The organism is Acidovorax sp. NO-1 (assembly GCF_000238595.1).
Taxonomy (GTDB): domain Bacteria; phylum Pseudomonadota; class Gammaproteobacteria; order Burkholderiales; family Burkholderiaceae_C; genus Acidovorax.
Genome location: NZ_AGTS01000078.1, coordinates 15,090 through 34,878 on the forward strand (window position 1 = coordinate 15,090; position 19,789 = coordinate 34,878).

Genomic DNA, 19,789 nt, shown 5'->3' on the forward strand with positions numbered 1-19,789 from the left:
ACCGGGGCTTTTTTGCTTCTGGAGCCACCATGATCCCCAACACACGTTCCCCAATCTCCAATACCCCCAGCTCGGTTGACCTCTATGCCGAGGTCACCAACCAGATCATTGCCGCGCTGGAAGCGGGCACCACGCCTTGGGCCTGCCCCTGGAACCGGCAGCATGGCAGCCTGCTGGCTGCCAACCTGACCACCGGGCGCCACTACCGGGGCATCAATGTGCTGCTGCTCAACCTGCGCCAGATGGCGGAGGGCTACCCCACCAACCGCTGGCTGACTTTCCAGCAGGCGCACAGCCTGGGTGCCCATGTGCGCCGTGGCGAGTCCGGCACGCGCATCGTCTTCTTCAAGCTGCTGGAGCGGGACAACGCACAGGACAGTCGCTTTCAGGCCGCGAATGACGAGCCTGTGCGTAAAGTCATCCCGCTGCTGCGCTCCTTCACCGTGTTCAACGAGGCCCAGGTCGAGGGCCTGCCCGCGCACCTGACCTGGCCACCCGCCCCGCAGCCCGAGGGCACCGCCTACGAGGCTGCCGTGGCGCTGCTGGCACGCTCGGGCGCCACGATCCGGCATGGCGGCAGCCGGGCGTTTTACAGCCCCAGCCTGGACCTGATCCAGATGCCCCCGGTGGAGGTGTTCGCCGACTTCCAGGGGTACTACAGCACCGCCCTGCACGAGCTGACGCACTGGACCGGGCACCCAAGCCGCTGCAGTCGCACCCTGGCCAATCGCCAGCACATCGAGGCCTATGCCTTCGAGGAACTGGTGGCCGAGATGGGGTCTGCCTTCCTGTCGAGCCACTGTGGCCTGCAGGGGCAGTTGCACCATGCCAGCTACATCGCATCGTGGCTGGAAGCGCTGCGTAACGACAAGCGCCTGGTGTTCAGCGCCGCATCCCTGGCACAGAAGGCGGTGGACTTTCTCATGCCCGAGCTGGCCGCCCCCGTGGCCACTTCCCAAGCGGAGGACGCAGCATGAACCCGTCCACGCTCACCACCCGCGCCCTCGTGGTGCAGCAGGCCCTGGAGCTTCTTGAGTGCGAAGCCAGAGAGTCGGACGCACTGGCTTCGCCCGACGCAGTGCGCGACTACCTGCGCCTTCTGCTGGCCGACCGGCCACACGAGGTGTTTGCCGTCGTTTTCCTCGATGCGCAGAACCGCGTCATCGAGACCCTGGAGCTGTTCCGGGGCACGCTCACCCAAACCTCGGTCTACCCCCGCGAGGTGCTGATCGAAGCCCTGGCCCGCAACGCTGCCAGCGTGATCCTGTGCCACAACCACCCCAGTGGCGTGGCCGAGCCGTCACGCGCCGACCAGGCGCTGACACAGGCCCTGAAGTCTGCGCTGGCGCTGGTGGATGTGCGCGTGCTGGACCACTTCATCGTCACCCGTGGCGGCACCGTCAGCTTCGCGGAACGGGGCCTGCTGTAGCCAGCACCAGCCCACCAGTTCTTCCCCCCCCCTCGCCCGGCTGCATCTCTGCGCGCCGGGCGTTCTTGTTTCTCAACCATGGAGTTTCACCATGTCCCAACCCACCGATTCCGACAACTACTTTGCGCGCCTGAACGCCATCAACGTCAATGAGCGTGTCGAGAAAAAAGGGGGCTTCAGCTACCTGAGCTGGCCCTATGCTGTCGCGCAGCTGCGCCTGGCGGACCCTACCGCCACCTGGGAGGTGCGCCGCTTCGATGGTCTGCCCTACCTGGCCACCGAGGCCGGGGTGTTCGTCGAGGTGGCCGTCACGGTCAAGGGCGTGACCCTGAGCCAGATCCACCCGGTGCTCGATGGCCGCAACCGCCCCTTGCTGGCGCCTTCGGCCTTCGACATCAACACCAGCCTGCAGCGCTGTCTGGTCAAGGCGATTGCCCTGCATGGCCTGGGGCTCTACATCTACGCAGGCGAAGACCTGCCCCAGCCCGTGGGTACGGAGGCCGCCAACGACCCCCTGCACCCATCGCCCCAGACGGAGCGGCCCAGCCTTGCGAGCAACCGCCCTCCGGTGCGGCGCGACGATGACCGCGAGCGCATCACCAAGAGCCAGCAGGCCCAGATCCACAGACTTGCCATCGAGGTGGGCGTGTCGCTCGACCGGGTGCTTTCGTACTTCGGCGTGGCCGAACTCGGGGACATCGCCGCCAACGATTTCCTGCGCGTCATCCGCAGCCTGGAGAAGCGCAGGCAAGCGGCTTGAGCGCGCCGTTATCACTCCCCTGCACCGGCGGCACGCTGGTGCCCACCATCCCCCCACGGCCCTGCCGGCATCCACGGTAGGGCCTTTTTGTTTCACCGAACGGAGACTCTAATGAACACCACCATGCACCCCGCAATGGCCCCACAGGCCAACATCGTCCAACTCGCTCAGGGCAGCCCCGAATGGCATGCCTACCGCCAGTCCCGGCGCAATGCCTCGGAGTCGGCGGCAGTCCTGGGGCTGAGCCCCTGGATGACGCCCTACCAGCTGTGGCTGGTCAAGACCGGGCGCACCGAGACCCGCGTCACCCATGCCATGCAACGTGGCACCGACCTGGAACCCCCGGCCCGTGCTGCCTACGAAGAGCAGACCGGGCTGGTCATGCAGCCGCTGGTGCTGGAGGCCGGGGACTACAGCGCCAGCCTGGATGGCATGACGCTCGAAGGCGACCTGGTACTGGAGATCAAATGCCCGCTGCGCGGCACGCGCTCCGACCTGTGGCAGGACGTGCAATCCGGGCAGGTGCCCACGCATTACGGCATCCAGGTGCAGCACCAGCTCATGGTGTCAGGCGCAGCACTGGCCCATCTGTGGGTGTTCGATGGCCATCAGGGCATCCTGCATGCCATCGAGCCCGACACCATGGTCATGGAACGGATACAGGCCGGCTGGGACGATTTCCAGCAGTACCTCGCGGGGGACACCCCGCCACCCCTCACCGAAGCCGACACCATCGTGCGCCATGACCCCGCCTGGGCCGCAGCCGCTGCGGCATACACCCAGGCCAAGCAAGAGGCTGATGCCCAGGCCGAACGCCTGGAGGCCGCTCGCCAGAATCTGATCGCACTGGTGCAGCACCCCAGAGAGCACGGCGCAGGCGTCAGCGTGACGCGCTACTGGAAGCAAGGCAATGTGGACTACAAGAAGGTGCCCCAGTTGCAGGGCCTGGACCTGAGCCCGTACCGGGGCAAGGCACGGCAGGAGGTGCGCGTGATGGTTGCCTGACCCATCACGGCCAGTGTCCCATGGGACACTGGTGGGACACTCACTCGCAAAAATTGACCATCAACCACAACAAAGCACGAACACCAATCTTCGCTAAACTATTGATTTCGTTGACGCTATTTGTTGCCTGGTGTTGTAGAGGCTTGTTTGACAAGCGACTCTTAATCCGTAGGTCGAGTGTTCGAGTCACTCAGGACCCACCAAACACAAGCCGCAAGGCACAAAGCGCCGACGCTATTACAACGATAGCGGCGGCGTTTTTGTTTGAGCTCCGCAGACTCACCGGTGCATCGGTGATGCAGCGCCCGCACAATGCGGCCAGAATCAACGCCACCTCACCCGGGGTACTGAAACACCATGGGGGAGCCTCCCCAAATGCCCACAACCCGGGCTGGATCCTGTACGGCGCACGCCAGGTTTTTCGCAGCGATGAGCAAGGCAAGGAAAAGGGCCAGGGTGCCGACAATACAGAGCCTTTGCTAAAACCAGACCCCGCTACCAATTCCGCATGAACCCCAACGCCCACACGCTCTGGCGTGCGCCCCAATGGGCTCTGGCAGCCCTTCTTGCCGTGCTGGGCATGCTGGGGCCCTTCTCGATCGACACCTACTTACCCGCATTTACAGGCATTGCCAAAGCACTGGGTGCCACCCCGGTAGAGATGCAGCAGACGCTGTCTGCCTATCTGTTCGGGTTTGCATTCATGAACCTTTTCCACGGGGCGCTGGCGGACAGCTTTGGACGAAGGCCGGTCGTGTTGTGCGGAATCGCGATGTTCACGGTGGCCTCGGCAGGTTGCGCCCTGTCGCAAACCATCGAGCAACTGATAGCGTTCAGGGCGTTGCAGGGTTTGTCGACAGGCGCTGGCATTGTGGTGTCGCGCGCCGTCATTCGCGACATGTTCCCTCCCGCACGTGCACAGCAGGTCATGAGCCAGGTGACCATCTATTTTGGTGTTGCCCCTGCCATTGCACCCATCGTTGGCGGCTGGCTGTTTGTACACGCGGGCTGGCACAGCATCTTCTGGTTTCTGACGCTGGTCGGGGTGGTGCTATGGATCGCAAATTTCCGGCTGTTGCCCGAAACACTGCAGGCCGACCATCGACAGCCGTTCAACATTCCGCATCTGATGCGCGGGTACTGGCAGCTGGGTTCGAGCGCCCGCTTTGTGCTGCTGGCACTCGCAAGCGGCATTCCCTTCAATGGCATGTTTCTGTACGTACTGGCAGCCCCCGCCTTTCTGGGCGAACACCTTGCCCTGGTGCCTACCCAGTTCTACTGGTTTTTTGTACTCACCATTTCTGGAATCATGGCGGGCGCGTGGCTCAGCGGACGACTGGCTGGCAGGATCCCTCCGAAAAAGCAGATACGGCACGGCTTTGTCATCATGTTCAGCGTCGCGGTCTGCAATCTGGTGGCAAACTTTCTGTTCACGCCCCACGCAGCCTGGTCGCTGCTGCCCATTGCCATCTTTGCGTTTGGCTGGGCGTTGATGGTGCCCGTGGTGACCTTGCTCGTACTGGACCTGCACCCTGAGCGCCGTGGCATGGCGTCATCGATGCAGGCCTTTGTGGGATCCACAGCAAACGGCGTGGTTGCGGGCGTACTCGTCCCACTGGTCATGCATTCAACCACTCTGCTGGCCTTGGCATCGCTGTGCATGATGGGCATAGGCATGGCGGCATGGATGTACCTGCATCGGCGATGGCCCGATGTGGGCCGAACGGGGACTCCCGGTTGAGCCTCGGATTTGTGCATCACCGCACATGCTGCAACAATGGCGTGCATTGCCGCCTTGGCGCCCCGGGCGCATGCCGACAGCCCGACGCCCGGAGGCTCAAAGAACCGCCATGCAACTTTTGAAACTGGTAGAAAGCAAAGTCCGGGTAGGCATCCCATTACCCTGGAACGTACGCAACCAGGATTGCACCTTGCTGCTTGCGCAAGGACATGTCATTCACAACGATACCCAGCTGGAAACCTTGCTGGAACGTGGCATGTTTGTCGATATGGAGGAGTACAAGGCTGTGGAAGCCTTGCAGGAGCCCGAGGCCAAGCCCGCCATCAGTCTGTACAACCGATGGACCCTCGCCATCGACGCCCTGGAAGTGATCCTGCCGCATTTCAGCGACGCGCCCGACGGCCTTGACGCCATTCACGCGCTGGCAGACGAGATTCTGGAACTCGCTAACGCTGACGCCGATCTCGGCCTTTTCATGGCCATCCGGCAAGATCAGGCAAAGCACCTGCGCTACGGATACAGCCATGCCGTCCATACCGCCTTCCTGTGCGGGCTGATGACACAGCAGCTGCATTGGTCAAGCGAGCGCACCCGGTTGATCACGCTGGCCGCGCTCACGATGAACGCAAGCATCGCAGAGTTGCAGACGCACATGGCGGCGCAAGACTACCCCGCACTCGATCGGCAACGCGCGCAGATACGACTGCACCCTGAACACAGCGTCGCACTCCTTGAGAAAGCCGGCGTCGCCGATTCAGAGTGGCTCACCGCAGTCCTGCAACACCACGAACAGAACGGGGGCACGGGCTATCCGAAGGGTATTTCAACGGTCAGCGAGGCTGCGCAAGTGCTCCGTATGGCAGATGTGTTCATCGCACGCATCACCCCAAGGCAACTGCGCCAATCGCTGTCCATCCAGGACGCTGCACGGTGCATGTTCAAAGAGGACAAGGGCGGTCCGCTGTCCATGGCAGCCATCAAGGTGCTGGGGATCTACCCCCCGGGGACCTCGTAAAATTGGCGTCCGGGGAGATGGGTATCGTGATGCGCCGCGGCCCCGAAGCGCGCTGCCCGCTGGTGGCAGCAGTGACTGACCACCATGGCAAGGGAGTCAGCACGACCCTGCACCGCGACACCTCCCTCGCAGAGTACGCCATCACGGGCCCCGCAACAGAACGAGCCTCGCTCTCCCGGGTACCACCGGAACGGCTGTACGGCTACGCCGTCCCCGCCCACTGAAACAACTCTCAGCAAACCCCGATCAGCCCACGCTAGCTGGCGTACCGCCGGTCAACACCCTTGTCCTGGTAGTACCTGGTTTTTTCCGCATACATCGCCTGGTCAGCACGGTGGATGGCCGACTCCACCATATCGCCTGATTGGCATGAGGCAATGCCGATTGCCAAACTGACGGGCTGACCCGGGTAGAACTGGTTGTTCAGCTCGAGCATGGAGAGAATCCGGTCCTGAAGCGCCAGGGCGCTGCGCTCGTCCACGCCGGGCAACAGCACGATAAACTCGTCGCCTCCGATGCGCGCCGCACAAGCCGGCGGATCCACGGCCTTGGCCAGCACTTCGCCCACCCTGCGCAAGAGTGAATCCCCTGCTGCATGGCCCTGCTCGTCATTCACCGCCTTCAGCCCGTTCAGGTCGATGGCGATGATGGACAAAGGCCACGGGCCTTTGCGGGTGATGCGGTTGAGCTCTTCGGCATAAAACGCCCGGTTGCGCAGCTGGGTCAGGACATCATGTTTGCCAAGGTACTCCAGGTACGCCTCTGCCTTTTTGCGGGCCGTGATGTCCACCAGTGACAACAGCACCAGCCCCCAGTCGGCAAGAAAGTCCGCCAACACCGAAAACTGCATGTGGATGTACACCGCATCGCCGGACAGTGCGTAGTTGACGACTTCGCGCTGCTGGAAAGTCTTGCCCTCCCACAGATCGAGCAGCTGCTCGGCAAAGGATTCGTGCATCTCACCCCTGAATACCCGCCCGATATTGTTGAGCAGCATCTCCTTGCTGGACGCCCCGAACATGCGCAGCGTCTGCTGATTGACATCGATGACACGGATTTCCTGCATGCAACGTGTGACAAATTCAGGGTGTACCTTGATGAAGGTTTTGAAGTCGTCAATCCCGCTCGCGCGAACCCCGTCAAGCAGTGCCTTTACCGCGCTGAAATCCTCCACCCACAGTGATACCGGTGAATGCTCAAACAGGTCGCGCGCGTACCTTTCGCTGCGCCGCAGCTGGAGGGCACCCTGCACCTGCGCCGTGATGTCTTCCAGTGAAATCAGCACACGGCCCCAGTCCTGTTCGTAGCCCGGCAGCACGCGGGCGCGAATCTGGACGTCAAGCCTTCGGCCATCGAGTGCGTAGTTGACAGACTGGTTTGAAAACTCCAGCTTCCCCGCCCACAGTGCGGCGAGTTCATGGATGACTGCGTCGTGCATGTCATCCCTGAATACCTTGTCCAGGTTTGATTCGAGCGTTTGCTGGCTCTCGGCGGCAAACAGCGCCAGCGTACGCCGGTTGACTTTGAGCACCTTGAGGGCCGCGCTGCACTGACGTAGCCTGCCCGGATCCTGCGCAAGATGGGAGCGCAAGTCTGTGACTCCCTGGGCACGCCAGCCGTCAAAAAGCCGTTTCAGGTCACTGTAATCCTCCAGCCAGAGCGACACAGGCGCCAGATCAAACATGTGCTCAAAGTCAGCACCCGACGACAACGAAGAAGACACAGCAGATTCCTCCGGTGGTCATTATTGACGAGCCATTGATCACAGCTGCCCCCGAAGCGTCGCCGCCATGAAAAAAGGCTGGCACCTTGCGGAACCAGCCTTTACAGCAGAGGGCAAAGCCCTCTGACAGTGCGCATCAACGCGCGGGGCGTGCCGGGCGCTTGCGGGCATCATGGGCCACGAAAGGCTTGCCGCCACCACCAGCGGGCTTGGCAAATGCCGGCTTGCGTGGCGCGAAATCACCGCGTGGTGCACCCGCATCGCCACGTGGAGCAAAGCCACCACGGCCTGCGTCACCAAATCCAGGCTTGCGGCCGTAACCTTCTCCGTCACGACGCGGTGCAAAACCACGGTCGCCACCACGGTCATCACGGCCCGCAAAACCGCCACCGCCTTCACCACGGGCAGGAGCACCACGGTTATCACGGCCAGCGAAACCACCGCCAAAGCCACCACCGAAACCACCACGGTCATTGCCACCACGTGCGGGACCACCGAAGCGGCCGCGCGATGGGTTGTCGCGGTTGTCATACGAACGGCCCGGAGCGCCACGGCCACCACCAAAATCGCCACCGCGAGGTGCCTGCGGCGCGCGCTGCGAAGGCTCCATGCCCGGAATCACTTCGGCCTTGAACTGCTGGCGGCTGTACGACTCAATGTCGTAGATCTTGCGGCGATCGCGGAACTCGGCAAACGTGATGGCCAGGCCATCGCGGCCCGCACGGCCGGTACGGCCGATGCGGTGGGTGTAGTCCTCGGCCTTCATGGGCAGGCCGAAGTTGAACACGTGGGTGATGGTGGGCACGTCGATGCCGCGGGCAGCCACATCGGTCGCCACCAGGATCTGCACCTGGCCGGCGCGCAGTGCCATCAAACGGCGGTTGCGCAGACCCTGGCTGAGGGCGCCGTGCAGCGCTACGGCCGAGAAGCCCTCTTGCTGCAGGTCGTTGGCCAGGCCGTCGCATTCCACCTGGGTGCTGGCGAACACGATGGCCTGGTTGATCGTGGTGTCACGCAGCCAGTGGTCCAGCATCTTGCGCTTGTGCTGGGCGTTGTCGGCCCAGTACAGCACCTGCTTGATGTTGGCATGCTTCTCTTGCGGAGAGTCAATGGTGACCTTCTGCACAGACGAACCTCCGTCGTGCATCACGCGCATGGCGAGTTGCTGGATACGGGGTGCGAACGTGGCGCTGAACATCATGGTCTGCTTGCGCTGGGCAGTCAGCTGGTTCAGTTCGGCCAGATCGTCCGAGAAGCCCAGGTCGAGCATGCGGTCGGCTTCGTCAACGACCAGGAACTGCACCTTGTCGAGCTTGATCTGCATCGAGCGCTGCAGATCCAGCAGGCGGCCAGGAGTGGCCACCACCAGGTCGGCGTTCTGCAGCTTGGCGATCTGCAGCTGGTAAGGCATGCCGCCCACCACGTTGGCCACGCGCAGGCCACGGCAATGCTTGACCAGGTCGATGGCATCGTGTGCGACTTGCTGAGCCAGTTCACGCGTGGGGCACAGGATCAGGGCGCCAGGGGTGGCGGCCTTGAAGTTGCGCGAGCTGGTGGGGTCCTTGCGTTTGGCACGCTTGGGGGCAGGTTCGCCACGGGCGGCGGCTTCGGCCACGGCGCGCTCGAAAGCAGCGCGCTCTTCGGCTTCGGCAGCAGCCTGCTGGTTGATCAGCGTGTGCAGCACAGGCAGCAGGAAGGCGGCAGTCTTGCCGCTGCCAGTCTGGCTGGAAACCATCAAGTCGATGAACTTGGTGGAGTCGTTGCCGCTGCCCATGGCCAAGGGAATGGCCTTGAGCTGCACGCTGGTGGGCTGGGTGTAGCCCAGGTCAGCTACGGCTTGCACCAGTTCAGGGGCGAGGCCCAACTCAATAAAGCCGTTGGGTTCAGCGGTCACGGCAACGTCGGCCGCAGCTGCCACCACGGCGTCCAGAGGGGAAGACTGCACGGAAATCTCGGAAGCAAAGGAAGTATCGGCAGGCGCGAATTCGCCCTGCACCAAAGAGGTGTCGGTCATGATTTTTCTCTCACGAAGACGATCGCAAGCGTAGCCTGCGAGTGGCTTCGTCAATGGTTAAAAAACATCAACCATCAAACGAAACCTGCATTGCTCTGGGCGGATGCTGGTGGGCGTTGTTCGCTGGTCCTGTACTGCCTGGAGGCAGTCGGCCGGCAAGCCCGGTGTGTGAGGGGAGATGCACAAACTGCTAGGAACACTTTCCTGCGCAGCCGCTAATTATGACATGAATAGGTATTTTCCCGCAAGCCCTATCGACTCCAGCTCCATTTTCCCCGAGGAGCGCCGTCTGCCCGCGGCCCCATGCGGCTATACCGACAGCAGGTGCTTGCGGTAGTGCGCCAGCTCATCAATGGATTCGTGCACGTCGGCCAGGGCCGTGTGCTTCTGCGCTTTCTTGAAGCTGGTGTAGGCCTCGGGCTTCCAGCGCTTGGCCAATTCCTTAAGGGTGCTCACGTCCACGTTGCGGTAATGGAAGAATCGCTCCAGCTTGGGCATGTAGCGCACCAGAAAGCGCCGGTCCTGACCGATGCTGTTGCCGCACATGGGCGCGGTCCCCTTGGGCACATATTTGCTCAGGAAGGCAATGATCTGCTGCTCTGCCTCCTCCTCCGTCACGGTCGAGGCCTTCACCTTGTCGATGAGGCCGCTGCGGCCGTGGGTGCCCTTGTTCCAAGCATCCATCTTGCCCAGCAGTTCATCGGACTGGTGGATCGCAAAAACGGGCCCCTCGATGCGGGGCTCCAGACTCGGTCCCGTCACGATGACGGCGATTTCCAGCAGGCGGTCGGTATCGGGCTCCAGGCCGGTCATTTCGCAGTCGAGCCAGACCAGGTTCTGATCAGATTTGGCAAGTGCGTGGGGGGTGGGGTTGTTGGCTTCTGACATGGCGCGCATTGTCGCCGATGGCCTAAACTCGCCGTTCATGCCCACTTCCGAAGCCTTCTCCCCCGCCATGGCGCTGACGCTTGCGTTTGCTGCCGCTCTTACCCTGGGCCTGGCGCTCAAGTTCTGGCTTGCTACGCGCCAGATCCGGCATGTGGCGCGGCACCGCAGCGCAGTCCCCGCAGCATTTGCCGAGCGCATATCTCTGGCGGCACACCAGAAGGCTGCGGACTACACGATCACCAAGGCGCGCCTGGGTTTGCTGGAAATGGCACTGGGTGCGGCGGTGCTCCTGGGCTGGACGCTCCTGGGCGGGCTGGACGCATTGAATCAGACATTGCTCGGCACCCTGGGTGGCGGAATGTGGCAACAGCTCGCGCTGCTCGCCGCCTTTGCTGCCATCAGCGGCCTGATCGACCTGCCGCTGTCGCTGTACCAGACCTTTGTTGTCGAAGAGCGGTTTGGCTTCAACAAGATGACCTGCCGCCTGTGGGTGACCGATGCGCTCAAGGGCCTGCTGGTCGGCGCCCTCATCGGCCTGCCGATTGCCGCGCTGATCCTGTGGATCATGGCCGCGACCGGCCCGCTGTGGTGGCTGTGGGCCTGGTGCTTCTGGATGGGTTTCAACCTGCTGCTGATGGTGGTGTATCCCACTTTCATTGCCCCGCTGTTCAACAAGTTCCAGCCGCTTGAAGACGAGTCGCTCAAGGCGCGCGTGACGGCACTCATGCGACGCTGCGGCTTCTCGGCCAAAGGGCTGTTCGTGATGGATGGCAGCCGGCGCAGTGCCCATGCCAACGCCTACTTCACGGGCTTTGGTGCCGCAAAGCGAGTGGTGTTCTATGACACCCTCTTGCGCCAGCTGGCCCCGGGTGAGGTCGAGGCGGTGCTGGCGCATGAGCTGGGGCATTTCAAGCATCGGCACATCATCCAGCGCATCGTGACCTTGTTCGCATTGAGCCTGGCGGGCTTTGCGCTGCTGGGCTGGCTCTCCAACCAGGTGTGGTTCTACACCGGCCTGGGCGTGCGGCCAAGTGTGTCGCTCGACCCGGCCATGGCTGCAGCCCCCAATGATGCGCTGGCCCTGCTGCTGTTCATGCTCGTGGTGCCGGTCGTCACGTTTTTCATCTCCCCGCTGTTCTCCCAACTTTCGCGCCACCACGAGTTCCAGGCAGACGCGTACGCCGTGGCCCAGGCCAGCGGCGCCGACCTGTCTTCGGCCTTGCTCAAGCTGTACGAAGACAATGCCTCCACGCTCACCCCTGACCCGGTGTACGTGAAGTTCTACTACTCGCACCCACCCGCTACAGAGCGGTTGGCACGCATGCAAACCCCTGCACACCCATGAGCACCATGTTGAAGAAGAAAGACTGGTCAACGCACACCCGTCGTGCGCTGACAGCTACTGAAGTTGTAGCAAATCTGGCCAAACTCGAAGGCTGGACCCTGACTGGCGACGGCGCCCACGTGGCCATCGAAAAGACGTACCAGTTCGCCAACTACTACGAGACCATCTCGTTCGTGAACGCGCTGGCGTTCGTCGCCAACGCCCAGGACCACCACCCCGACCTGTCGGTGCACTACAACCGCTGTGTGGTGCGCCTGAACACGCACGATGTGAACGGCATCTCTGCCACCGACTTCGACTGCGCCAGCGCGTTCGATGCGCTGGTGGCCTGACCCCATGATCAGACTTGCACACCATGGGTGAACGCAGCGCGCTCATGGAAGGCACCGTGGTGGCCAGCCATGGGCGCCACTGCATTGTCGAGACGCCCGATGGTGAACGCCGCATCTGCCACCCGCGTGGCAAAAAAAGCCACGCCGTGGTCGGTGACCATGTGCTGTGGCAGGCTCCCCCACCCGGCCAGGGCGAGGAAGGCACCATCGAAAAGGTCAAGGAACGGCGCAACCTCTTTTACCGCCAGGACGAGATCCGCACCAAATCCTTTGCTGCCAACCTCGACCAGGTGTTGATCCTGATCGCCGCCGAACCCGTCTTTTCAGAAAGCCAGCTTGCGCGTGCACTGATCGCTGCCGAGGCCGAGGGCATCACGCCCATCATCGCGCTCAACAAGAGCGACCTGGTCGAACCCTTCGCCCGCGCCTGGGAGCGCCTGCTGCCCTACCGGCACATGGGCGGCGGCAAACACTATGGCGTGCTCCCGTTGTCGCTGACGCTGTCAAGTGACGTGGACCGCGCCCTGCTGATGGAGCACCTGCAGGGCAAGACCACCCTGGTGCTGGGCCCCTCGGGGTCGGGCAAGAGCACCCTCATCAATCTGCTGGTGCCAGGCGCCTCCGTGCTCACCGGCGAAATCTCCCAGGCCCTGAATTCGGGCAAACACACCACCACCAGCACGCACTGGTACTGGATGGACAAAGCCCGCACCACCGCCCTCATCGATTCGCCAGGGTTCCAGGAATTTGGGCTGTACCACATTGCCCCCATGCAACTGGCGGCCTGCATGCCCGATATTGCTGCCCATGCGACTGCCTGCAAGTTTTACAACTGCACCCACCTGCACGAGCCCGGCTGCGGTGTTCTGGATGCAGTCAAATCAGGCCCCGGCGCAGGTGGAATAAGCGCAACACGCTATAAAATTTATAGCGATCTGTTTGAAGAGCTGAGCCACACGCGGTATTGAAGGCGCGCAAGGCGCCGAAGGCGACCCAAACCGGGCTTACGCCTAGCCCAGCAGGCGCGCCAGGGTGAGCAGCGCCAGCAGCAGCATCCACACCACCACGGAGCGCCATACCAGCCCCACCACGCTGCGCAGGTGCCCCACTTCGGGTTCGCGGCCGGGGGTGGCGTCGCTGTCGCCCAGATCCGCATCGATCTCCAGCCCCTGCGGCGCATGAAGGTCCGTGCGGGCCTTCAGCGCTTCTCCGCCCAGGCGCACGTTGATGGCACCCGCCGTTGCGGCAAGCACCACGCCATCGTTGTCGTTGGGAAAACGCTGGGCATGAAAACGCCATCCCTCGATCGCCTCTTCAAAACTGCCAACCACCGCGAAGCTCAGGGCAGTGAGCCGCGCCGGAAGCCAATCGATGGCCGTCCACGCCTGGGCAGAAGCCCTCTGCAGTGAGGCACTGGCGGGCTGTGCGCCCGAGCGCAGCCGGTAGTGCCAGTGGCGTGACACGAACTCGGCCAGACGATAAAGCACCGCGCCCGTAGGGCCCAGGCCCAGCGCCGCGAGCACCGAAAACCACGCCAGCACGCCAAACACATGCCGGTGCGCTGCCAGCACCGAATATTCGATCACGTGGCGCACGATCTCGCTGCGCGGCAGCGCACCTACGTCAACCTGTTGCCAGTGGGCCAGCCGCTCGCGGGCAGCATCTTCGTCGCCCTCTTCCAGCGCATCGCGAATGCTGGTGAAGTGGTGGCTGAACTGCCGAAAGCCCAATGTGATATAGAGCACAGCAACGCTCCAGAGCACCGCAAACGGCCAACCCAATCCCCACAGCAGCAGCCAGTGGATGGCTAGCGTGACCAGTGCCGGCACAAGGACTGCAAGGCACCACGCCACCCAGCCGTGGTGCTGCTTGCCCGCGTCAAAATTGCGGCTGACAGATAGTGCCCACGCACGAAGGCCCGCATGGATGGGGTTGGTACGTGCCAGAGGACGGGCCTGCTCGATCAGCAGAGCGAACAGGATGGCGAAGAAACTCATGGGGCAATGATACTGGCGGTTCACCCCGGTCCGCGCCCTGCAGGGCAGCCTTGCTTCACGCCAGCATGAACCGGTAGAAGTTGCGCAGCATCCCTGCCGTGGCACCCCAGATGAAGTGGATCTTGTCACCCTGCTGGTAGGGCATCGAAAACCATTCCCGGTGGACACCATCCAGGTCAAAAACATGGCGGCGGTGGTTGGCCGGGTTCAGCAAGAAATCGAGCGGCACTTCAAAGAGGTCTGCCACCTCGTAGGGGTTCGGCTGCAGCACGCAGTCGGGCCGCACCAGCGCCACCACGGGCGTGATGATGAAGGACGAACCGGTGACATAGGTGGGCAGTGCGCCCAGCACCTCCACAAATTCCGGCGCCAGCCCCACCTCCTCCTGGGCCTCGCGCAAGGCGGTGTGGGCAGGGGTGGCATCCTCGGGATCCGCCCGACCGCCAGGGAAGGCCACCTGCCCTGAATGCGTGGACAAGTGGGCCGTGCGTTCCGTCAGCAGCACCGTCGGTTGCTGCCGAAGCACCACCGCGATCAGCACCGACGCGTGCGCGGGCGGCCGGTTCATGAACTTCTTTTCCAGCAATACCTCAGGCTCCCACCGTGGGGGAGCGGCAAACCGGGCGCGCAGCGCGTCTGCGGTTTGGGCATGGGCGGGAACGGCAGGTAGTTGCTCGTCTGTGCCCACCACGGGCACGAGGCGCGGGTCGAAATCCGGCAGGCTCGACAAGGGAGCGATCACGGACGAAACGGCGGAGTTGGGCGAAATTTTCACAACCAGGGGCGAAGACCGGACAAAAAAAAGCCGCTACAGACCGAACTGTAGCGGCTTGCCAGGATGCGGCAGTGCCTTATGCGGCGGCGGTTGCCGCCTTGGCCTTGTTGACGCGCTGTGGCAGCTTTTCCTTGATACGTGCCGACTTGCCGCTGCGGTCACGCAGGTAGTACAGCTTGGCGCGGCGCACGTCACCACGGCGCTTGACTTCGATGCCGGCGATCAGCGGGCTGTAGGTCTGGAACGTACGCTCCACGCCTTCGCCGCTGGAGATCTTGCGCACGGTGAAGCCGCTGTTGAGGCCGCGATTGCGCTTGGCAATCACCACACCTTCGTAGGCCTGCACGCGCTTGCGGGTACCTTCCACCACGTTCACGCTGACGATGACGGTGTCACCAGGGGCGAATTCAGGGATGGTCTTGTTCAAGCGGGCGATTTCTTCCGCTTCCAGGGTCTGAATCAGGTTCATGTTTGATATCCAACGATCTTGTCCGCGCCAAAAATGGCTGCGTCGGGATTGACGTCTCAGTGTTTTGCAGGAGAACTCCCTGTCAAAACGGCCGGCCAGAGGATCGAAAAGCCTTTGATTATAGCAATTCAGCCGAACTTGGCCAATACAGCTTCATCTGCAGGGGCCAGATGCCCTGCCTTGCGCGCCGCCTCGATGAGATCGGGCCGGTGCCTGGCCGTGGTGGCCAGGCGCTGGTCACGCCGCCAGCGCTCGATCTGCGCATGGTGGCCAGACATCAGCGCGGCAGGCACCTGCTGTCCTGCCCATTCTTCAGGACGCGTGTAGTGCGGGCAATCGAGCAGGCCATCGAGCGCCGGGTTGAAGCTGTCGAGCTGGTGGCTGCCCTCATCATTGAGCACACCGGGCTGCAAGCGCGCCACGGCGTCCAGCAAGGCCATGGCGGCGATTTCGCCACCCGACAGTACAAAGTCGCCCAGACTCATCTGCAGATCCACATGGGCATCAATGAAACGCTGGTCAATGCCTTCATAGCGCCCGCAGAGCAGGATTGCACCCGCACTTGCAGACCAGCGCTGTACGGCAGGGTGGTTCAGCGTTTCGCCAATGGGCGAAAAAAGAACCAGGGGCACATGACTGCCCCCGGCCTCACCACGCTCCACCCGGATAGCGGCAAGACACCGGGCGAGGGGCTCAGCCATCATCACCATGCCCGGTCCGCCGCCAAACGGCCGGTCATCGACACGGCGGTAGTTGCCATCGGCGTGGTCGCGCGGGTTCCACAGGCGCACATCAACCTGCCCACCCGCATACGCGCGGCGGGTCACGCCGCTGGCCAGGAACGGCGCAAACAGCTCGGGGAACAGGGTGATGACGTCAAAACGCATGGTGGGCGGCGCCCCTGGAGGTGTGTCGGTCAGTAGTCAGGCTGCCAGTCCACGGTGATGCGTTTCGCGGCCAGGTCCACCTTGTCGATGAAGGCCGAGACAAAAGGAATCATGCGCTCCTGGGCCTTGCCGTCCTGTTCATAGGCCAGTACCAGCACCGTCTGCGGGCCGGTGGACATCAGTTCCTGCACCTGCCCCAGCGCCACGCCTTCACGGTTGACGACCGCAAGACCGATCAGATCGACCCAGTAGTACTCGTCTTCCGAGGTGGTGGGAAAGCTGGAACGCGGCACAAAGATGCGTGCACCGCGCAAGGCTTCGGCGGCATCGCGGTCATCAATGCCCTGCGCCCAGGCCACCACGGTGTCGGAATGGTCCTTGGCCTGGCGGATGGACAAAAGCACCGTGCCCGCAAAGGTCTTGGCCCCCCGCTCGGAGGGCTGCAGGTACCAGCGTTTGGAGGCAAACAATGCTTCGGGGCTGCTGCTGTGTGACAGCACCTTGAACCAGCCCTTCACCCCCCAGGCATCGGCAATGCGCCCCACTTCAACGGCGTCTGTGGGCAGCTCTGCGGGCTCGAGGGTCAGGTGGGTGGCCATGGTGGAAGATTCCAGAATAGGAAAAGGGCGGGTTTCGCCAGGCATGCCGACGAAACCCGCCCTTTTCAGGGAGCTTTAAGCAGCCTTCTTGGCGGCTTGCTTGATCAGGCGGTCCACGGTGGGCGAGGACTGGGCGCCCACGCTCTTCCAGTACGTCAGACGGTCTTGCACGATGCGCAGGCCTTCTTCGGATTCCTTGGCGGTGGGGTTGTAGAAGCCGATGCGCTCGATGAAGCGGCCATCACGGCGCACGCGCTTGTCAGCAACGACGATGTTGAAGAAAGGACGGCCCTTGGAGCCGCCGCGGGAGAGTCGAATGACGACCATGATTTATCCTTCGGGTGGTGAACTCCGGCAACATTTGCCTTGAGCCACAGTGTTCGCAACCATATTCGCAACGCTTGAGACACGCGACATGGCCACCCGGCCAGCGACACGCTGCAAAGCCCGCGATTATATCGGTTTCCTGGTACGGCGTGTCATTCTCCGTCAGCAGCTCGCACGGGCAGCAATGTCTGCCCTGTCCACCAACCCCTGGAGGACGCGGGGCAAAGGGCTTGGCACACTGCCGTGCCCCAGCTCAAGTCTCTATACTGCGGCGCGCAGAACGCCCGAGTTGCCGGGCAGTTTTCCCGGCCTTTTTGTGCACGCCAATGTGCACCACACCCCTCAGATATGCCCACCATTCGACCCAGCACCGACAGCGACATTCCCGCCATCACGGCCATTTACCAGCACCATGTGCTGCACGGCACGGGTACGTTCGAGATCGATCCGCCTTCCGAAGCCGACATGACCGGACGCCGCGCCGACGTGCTGGCCCGCGGGCTTCCCTGGCTGGTGGCTGAAAAAGACGGCGAAGTGCTGGGCTTTGCCTACGCCAACTGGTTCAAGCCCCGCCCTGCCTACCGGTTTTCTGCCGAAGATTCAATCTATGTGGCCGACAGCGCCCGCGGCATGGGCCTGGGCCGCCAACTTCTGGCCGAGCTGGCCGTGCAGTGCGAGGCAGCAGGCGTGCGCAAGTTGCTGGCCGTGATCGGCGACTCGGCCAACGCGGGCTCCATCGGTGTGCACCGGGCACTGGGCTTTACCGATGTGGGCGTCATGCGCTCGGTAGGCTGGAAGTTCGGCGCCTGGCGCGACATCGTCCTCATGGAGAAGACGCTGGGCGCGGGCGATACCACCTCCCCCGAGTGAGAGCAGGCTCCGCATGATCAAGAACAAGACCGTGGCGGCCTGGCTGGCCTTTCTGGGCGGGCCGCTGGGCCTGCACCGCTTTTACCTGCATGGCCTGACCGACATGCTGGGCTGGTTGCTGCCGATCCCGACAGCGCTGGGCATCTACGGCATACAGCGGGTACAGCAGCTCGGCCAGGACGACCACTACAGCTGGGTGCTGATCCCGCTCCTGGGCTTCACGATCGCGGGTTGCGCCTTGCAGGCCATCGTGTTTGCCCTGAAGACGCCCGAGGTCTGGAATGCGCGCTACAACCCCACGGCAGCCCCCGACGCCGTGCAGGGGCAGACCCGCTGGACCACCATCGGCGCGATTGTGGCGTCGCTGCTGATCGGCACCACGGTGCTCATGGCCAGCCTCGCGTTCAGCTTTCAGCGGTATTTTGAGTACCAGATTGAGGAAGCGCGCAAGATTTCTCAGTGAAATCAGCCGCCAGCGCTTACCAGAAAAGCGCTTATAGCTATTAATTTAATAGCACAAAGAACTCGCGCAGCACTCTCCCACTGAAGATGCCGGTGCATGGCGGCGCCCTGCCGGTGGTTTTCGACAGGGGCAGTCCTCAGAAAATCTGCAGACTGATCCAGTACGCCACAGCAGCCATGAAGGCGCTGGCTGGAATCGTCAGTATCCACGCCCAGACAATGTTGCCTGCCACGCCCCAGCGCACGGCGCTGGCACGCTGGGTAGACCCCACACCGACGATGGCGCCGGTGATGGTGTGGGTGGTCGAGACCGGAATGCCCAGCATGGTCGCCAGAAACAGCGTCATCGCCCCGCCCGTTTCGGCACAAAACCCGCCCACGGGCTTGAGCTTGGTGATCTTCTGGCCCATGGTTTTCACGATGCGCCAGCCACCGAACATCGTGCCCAGGCCAATCGCCACGTAGCAGCTCACGATGGTCCAGGTGGGGGGTGCCGCGTCAGACGCCGAGGTATAACCCGTTGCAATCAGCAGCAGCCAGATGATGCCGATGGTCTTTTGGGCATCGTTGCCGCCATGGCCCAGGCTGTAGGCACCGGCAGACACCAGCTGCAGACGCCGGAACCATTTGTCCACCCGGCTCGGGCGTGCCCTGCGAAAGATGTGTGCCACCGCCACCATCAGGATGGAGCCCAGCAGGAACCCGAGCAGCGGCGAGACGAAGATGAACGCCACCGTCTTGAGGATCCCGGCCGAGATCAGCGCACCCGCGCCGGCCTTGGCGATCACGGCGCCCACGATGCCGCCGATCAGCGCGTGCGAGGAGCTGCTGGGAATGCCGTAGTACCAGGTGATCACGTTCCAGCTGATGGCGCCTACCAGCGCACCAAATACCACATGGGTGTCCACCACGCCCGGCTGCACGATGCCCTTGCCCACGGTGGCGGCCACGCTCAGGTGAAACACAAAGATGGCAATGAAGTTGAAAAAGGCCGCGAACAGGACGGCCTGCCCAGGCTTGAGCACTCCGGTGGATACCACCGTGGCAATCGAATTGGCCGCGTCATGGAACCCGTTCATGAAGTCGAACAGGATCGCGAGGGCCACGAGCATCACCACAACCCACAGGGCTGTCTGTACGGTTTCCATAAT

The 19,789-nt window shown here is 62.9% G+C and carries 23 protein-coding genes; 13 read left to right on the forward strand and 10 right to left on the reverse strand.

Features of this window, described 5'->3' with window-relative positions:
• Positions 1–29 precede the first annotated feature (29 nt).
• From KYG_RS10965 to KYG_RS25175, 8 genes are all read left to right on the forward strand, one after another.
• On the forward strand, positions 30–977 hold the full coding sequence (locus KYG_RS10965; protein ID WP_008904966.1) for an ArdC family protein: 948 nt from the start codon (positions 30–32) through the stop codon (positions 975–977).
• On the forward strand, positions 974–1,429 hold the full coding sequence (gene radC, locus KYG_RS10970; RefSeq protein ID WP_008904967.1) for a DNA repair protein RadC: 456 nt from the start codon (positions 974–976) through the stop codon (positions 1,427–1,429). Before KYG_RS10965 ends, radC begins: the two co-directional genes overlap by 4 nt.
• Before the next feature lie 91 nt (positions 1,430–1,520).
• Positions 1,521–2,189: a DUF1071 domain-containing protein gene (locus tag KYG_RS23300; protein WP_008904968.1), complete on the forward strand. Its 669-nt coding sequence runs from the start codon at positions 1,521–1,523 to the stop codon at positions 2,187–2,189.
• Between the two features lie 111 nt (positions 2,190–2,300).
• Positions 2,301–3,194 carry a YqaJ viral recombinase family protein gene (locus KYG_RS10980; RefSeq protein WP_008904969.1) on the forward strand — a complete coding sequence of 298 codons (894 nt, stop codon included), beginning with the start codon at positions 2,301–2,303 and terminating at the stop codon, positions 3,192–3,194.
• 53 nt (positions 3,195–3,247) lie between these two features.
• Entirely contained in the window at positions 3,248–3,706 is a 459-nt protein-coding gene (locus tag KYG_RS24400) for a hypothetical protein (RefSeq protein ID WP_139019366.1), read from the forward strand.
• Positions 3,703–4,935 carry a multidrug effflux MFS transporter gene (locus tag KYG_RS10985; RefSeq protein WP_008904970.1) on the forward strand — a complete coding sequence of 411 codons (1,233 nt, stop codon included), beginning with the start codon at positions 3,703–3,705 and terminating at the stop codon, positions 4,933–4,935. The genes KYG_RS24400 and KYG_RS10985 overlap by 4 nt, the downstream gene beginning before the upstream one ends.
• 109 nt (positions 4,936–5,044) lie before the next feature.
• Positions 5,045–5,950, forward strand: coding sequence for an HD-GYP domain-containing protein (locus tag KYG_RS10990; RefSeq protein WP_237707250.1), 906 nt, complete (start codon positions 5,045–5,047; stop codon positions 5,948–5,950).
• Between the two features lie 17 nt (positions 5,951–5,967).
• Complete coding sequence (locus KYG_RS25175; protein WP_008904972.1) at positions 5,968–6,174, forward strand: hypothetical protein; 207 nt, start codon at positions 5,968–5,970, stop codon at positions 6,172–6,174.
• A 32-nt stretch (positions 6,175–6,206) separates the two neighbouring features.
• On the opposite strand, the gene KYG_RS10995 is transcribed toward KYG_RS25175, so the two are convergent.
• The 3 genes from KYG_RS10995 to orn all read right to left on the reverse strand — a co-directional run bounded on the left by KYG_RS10995 (position 6,207) and on the right by orn (position 10,575).
• A complete protein-coding gene (locus KYG_RS10995; protein ID WP_050813846.1) occupies positions 6,207–7,634 on the reverse strand; it encodes a diguanylate cyclase domain-containing protein in 1,428 nt (475 codons plus the stop codon).
• 175 nt (positions 7,635–7,809) lie between these two features.
• The gene (locus KYG_RS11000) at positions 7,810–9,687 is read right to left on the reverse strand and encodes a DEAD/DEAH box helicase (protein ID WP_008904974.1); all 1,878 of its coding nucleotides are present in this window, start codon (positions 9,685–9,687) and stop codon (positions 7,810–7,812) included.
• A 309-nt stretch (positions 9,688–9,996) separates the two neighbouring features.
• Entirely contained in the window at positions 9,997–10,575 is a 579-nt protein-coding gene (orn, locus tag KYG_RS11005) for an oligoribonuclease (protein ID WP_008904975.1), read from the reverse strand.
• A 37-nt stretch (positions 10,576–10,612) separates the two neighbouring features.
• Between orn and KYG_RS11010 the strand changes: the two genes are divergently transcribed.
• The 3 genes from KYG_RS11010 to rsgA are packed head-to-tail and all read left to right on the forward strand — an operon-like array spanning position 10,613 to position 13,220.
• Entirely contained in the window at positions 10,613–11,920 is a 1,308-nt protein-coding gene (locus KYG_RS11010) for a M48 family metallopeptidase (RefSeq protein WP_034694322.1), read from the forward strand.
• Positions 11,917–12,252 carry a 4a-hydroxytetrahydrobiopterin dehydratase gene (locus KYG_RS11015; RefSeq protein ID WP_008904977.1) on the forward strand — a complete coding sequence of 112 codons (336 nt, stop codon included), beginning with the start codon at positions 11,917–11,919 and terminating at the stop codon, positions 12,250–12,252. The genes KYG_RS11010 and KYG_RS11015 overlap by 4 nt, the downstream gene beginning before the upstream one ends.
• A 23-nt stretch (positions 12,253–12,275) precedes the next feature.
• Positions 12,276–13,220 carry a ribosome small subunit-dependent GTPase A gene (rsgA, locus tag KYG_RS11020; protein ID WP_008904978.1) on the forward strand — a complete coding sequence of 315 codons (945 nt, stop codon included), beginning with the start codon at positions 12,276–12,278 and terminating at the stop codon, positions 13,218–13,220.
• 42 nt (positions 13,221–13,262) lie between these two features.
• Here rsgA and KYG_RS11025 read toward each other — a convergent pair whose 3' ends face one another.
• From KYG_RS11025 to rpsP, 6 genes are all read right to left on the reverse strand, one after another.
• Positions 13,263–14,249, reverse strand: a complete 987-nt coding sequence (locus KYG_RS11025) for a CobD/CbiB family protein (protein ID WP_008904979.1) — start codon at positions 14,247–14,249, stop codon at positions 13,263–13,265.
• 55 nt (positions 14,250–14,304) lie between these two features.
• Positions 14,305–14,979 (reverse strand): CoA pyrophosphatase, encoded by a 675-nt coding sequence (locus KYG_RS11030; protein ID WP_008904980.1) that lies wholly within the window; start codon positions 14,977–14,979, stop codon positions 14,305–14,307.
• Between the two features lie 121 nt (positions 14,980–15,100).
• Positions 15,101–15,493 (reverse strand): 50S ribosomal protein L19, encoded by a 393-nt coding sequence (gene rplS, locus KYG_RS11035; RefSeq protein ID WP_008904981.1) that lies wholly within the window; start codon positions 15,491–15,493, stop codon positions 15,101–15,103.
• A 128-nt stretch (positions 15,494–15,621) separates the two neighbouring features.
• Positions 15,622–16,380: a tRNA (guanosine(37)-N1)-methyltransferase TrmD gene (trmD, locus tag KYG_RS11040; protein WP_008904982.1), complete on the reverse strand. Its 759-nt coding sequence runs from the start codon at positions 16,378–16,380 to the stop codon at positions 15,622–15,624.
• Positions 16,381–16,409: 29 nt separating this feature from the next.
• On the reverse strand, positions 16,410–16,979 hold the full coding sequence (gene rimM, locus KYG_RS11045) for a ribosome maturation factor RimM (RefSeq protein ID WP_008904983.1): 570 nt from the start codon (positions 16,977–16,979) through the stop codon (positions 16,410–16,412).
• A 75-nt stretch (positions 16,980–17,054) separates the two neighbouring features.
• Positions 17,055–17,306 carry a 30S ribosomal protein S16 gene (gene rpsP / locus KYG_RS11050; protein WP_008904984.1) on the reverse strand — a complete coding sequence of 84 codons (252 nt, stop codon included), beginning with the start codon at positions 17,304–17,306 and terminating at the stop codon, positions 17,055–17,057.
• 348 nt (positions 17,307–17,654) lie between these two features.
• Here rpsP and KYG_RS11055 point away from each other — a divergent pair, with 348 nt between their 5' ends.
• Both KYG_RS11055 and KYG_RS11060 read left to right on the forward strand, forming a co-directional pair.
• Entirely contained in the window at positions 17,655–18,176 is a 522-nt protein-coding gene (locus KYG_RS11055; protein WP_008904985.1) for a GNAT family N-acetyltransferase, read from the forward strand.
• A gap of 16 nt (positions 18,177–18,192) precedes the next feature.
• Entirely contained in the window at positions 18,193–18,639 is a 447-nt protein-coding gene (locus KYG_RS11060) for a TM2 domain-containing protein (protein WP_034694328.1), read from the forward strand.
• 136 nt (positions 18,640–18,775) lie between these two features.
• On the opposite strand, the gene KYG_RS11065 is transcribed toward KYG_RS11060, so the two are convergent.
• Positions 18,776–19,786, reverse strand: coding sequence for an inorganic phosphate transporter (locus KYG_RS11065; RefSeq protein ID WP_008904987.1), 1,011 nt, complete (start codon positions 19,784–19,786; stop codon positions 18,776–18,778).
• Positions 19,787–19,789 lie beyond the last annotated feature (3 nt).

Bases quoted from the DNA above. Each gene is read 5' to 3' on its own strand.
- KYG_RS10995 (WP_050813846.1), bottom strand. From the start codon at position 7,634: ATGTTTGATCTGGCGCCTGTGTCGCTCTGGCTGGAGGATTACAGTGAC.
- KYG_RS10965 (WP_008904966.1), top strand. From the start codon at position 30: ATGATCCCCAACACACGTTCCCCAATCTCCAATACCCCCAGCTCGGTT.
- trmD (WP_008904982.1), bottom strand. From the start codon at position 16,380: ATGCGTTTTGACGTCATCACCCTGTTCCCCGAGCTGTTTGCGCCGTTC.
- rimM (WP_008904983.1), bottom strand. From the start codon at position 16,979: ATGGCCACCCACCTGACCCTCGAGCCCGCAGAGCTGCCCACAGACGCC.
- KYG_RS11010 (WP_034694322.1), top strand. From the start codon at position 10,613: ATGCCCACTTCCGAAGCCTTCTCCCCCGCCATGGCGCTGACGCTTGCG.
- KYG_RS11055 (WP_008904985.1), top strand. From the start codon at position 17,655: ATGCCCACCATTCGACCCAGCACCGACAGCGACATTCCCGCCATCACG.
- rsgA (WP_008904978.1), top strand. From the start codon at position 12,276: ATGGGTGAACGCAGCGCGCTCATGGAAGGCACCGTGGTGGCCAGCCAT.
- radC (WP_008904967.1), top strand. From the start codon at position 974: ATGAACCCGTCCACGCTCACCACCCGCGCCCTCGTGGTGCAGCAGGCC.
- KYG_RS11000 (WP_008904974.1), bottom strand. From the start codon at position 9,687: ATGACCGACACCTCTTTGGTGCAGGGCGAATTCGCGCCTGCCGATACT.
- KYG_RS23300 (WP_008904968.1), top strand. From the start codon at position 1,521: ATGTCCCAACCCACCGATTCCGACAACTACTTTGCGCGCCTGAACGCC.
- rplS (WP_008904981.1), bottom strand. From the start codon at position 15,493: ATGAACCTGATTCAGACCCTGGAAGCGGAAGAAATCGCCCGCTTGAAC.
- KYG_RS10990 (WP_237707250.1), top strand. From the start codon at position 5,045: ATGCAACTTTTGAAACTGGTAGAAAGCAAAGTCCGGGTAGGCATCCCA.
- KYG_RS25175 (WP_008904972.1), top strand. From the start codon at position 5,968: ATGGGTATCGTGATGCGCCGCGGCCCCGAAGCGCGCTGCCCGCTGGTG.
- KYG_RS11025 (WP_008904979.1), bottom strand. From the start codon at position 14,249: ATGAGTTTCTTCGCCATCCTGTTCGCTCTGCTGATCGAGCAGGCCCGT.
- KYG_RS10985 (WP_008904970.1), top strand. From the start codon at position 3,703: ATGAACCCCAACGCCCACACGCTCTGGCGTGCGCCCCAATGGGCTCTG.
- orn (WP_008904975.1), bottom strand. From the start codon at position 10,575: ATGTCAGAAGCCAACAACCCCACCCCCCACGCACTTGCCAAATCTGAT.
- KYG_RS11065 (WP_008904987.1), bottom strand. From the start codon at position 19,786: ATGGAAACCGTACAGACAGCCCTGTGGGTTGTGGTGATGCTCGTGGCC.
- KYG_RS10980 (WP_008904969.1), top strand. From the start codon at position 2,301: ATGAACACCACCATGCACCCCGCAATGGCCCCACAGGCCAACATCGTC.
- KYG_RS11015 (WP_008904977.1), top strand. From the start codon at position 11,917: ATGAGCACCATGTTGAAGAAGAAAGACTGGTCAACGCACACCCGTCGT.
- rpsP (WP_008904984.1), bottom strand. From the start codon at position 17,306: ATGGTCGTCATTCGACTCTCCCGCGGCGGCTCCAAGGGCCGTCCTTTC.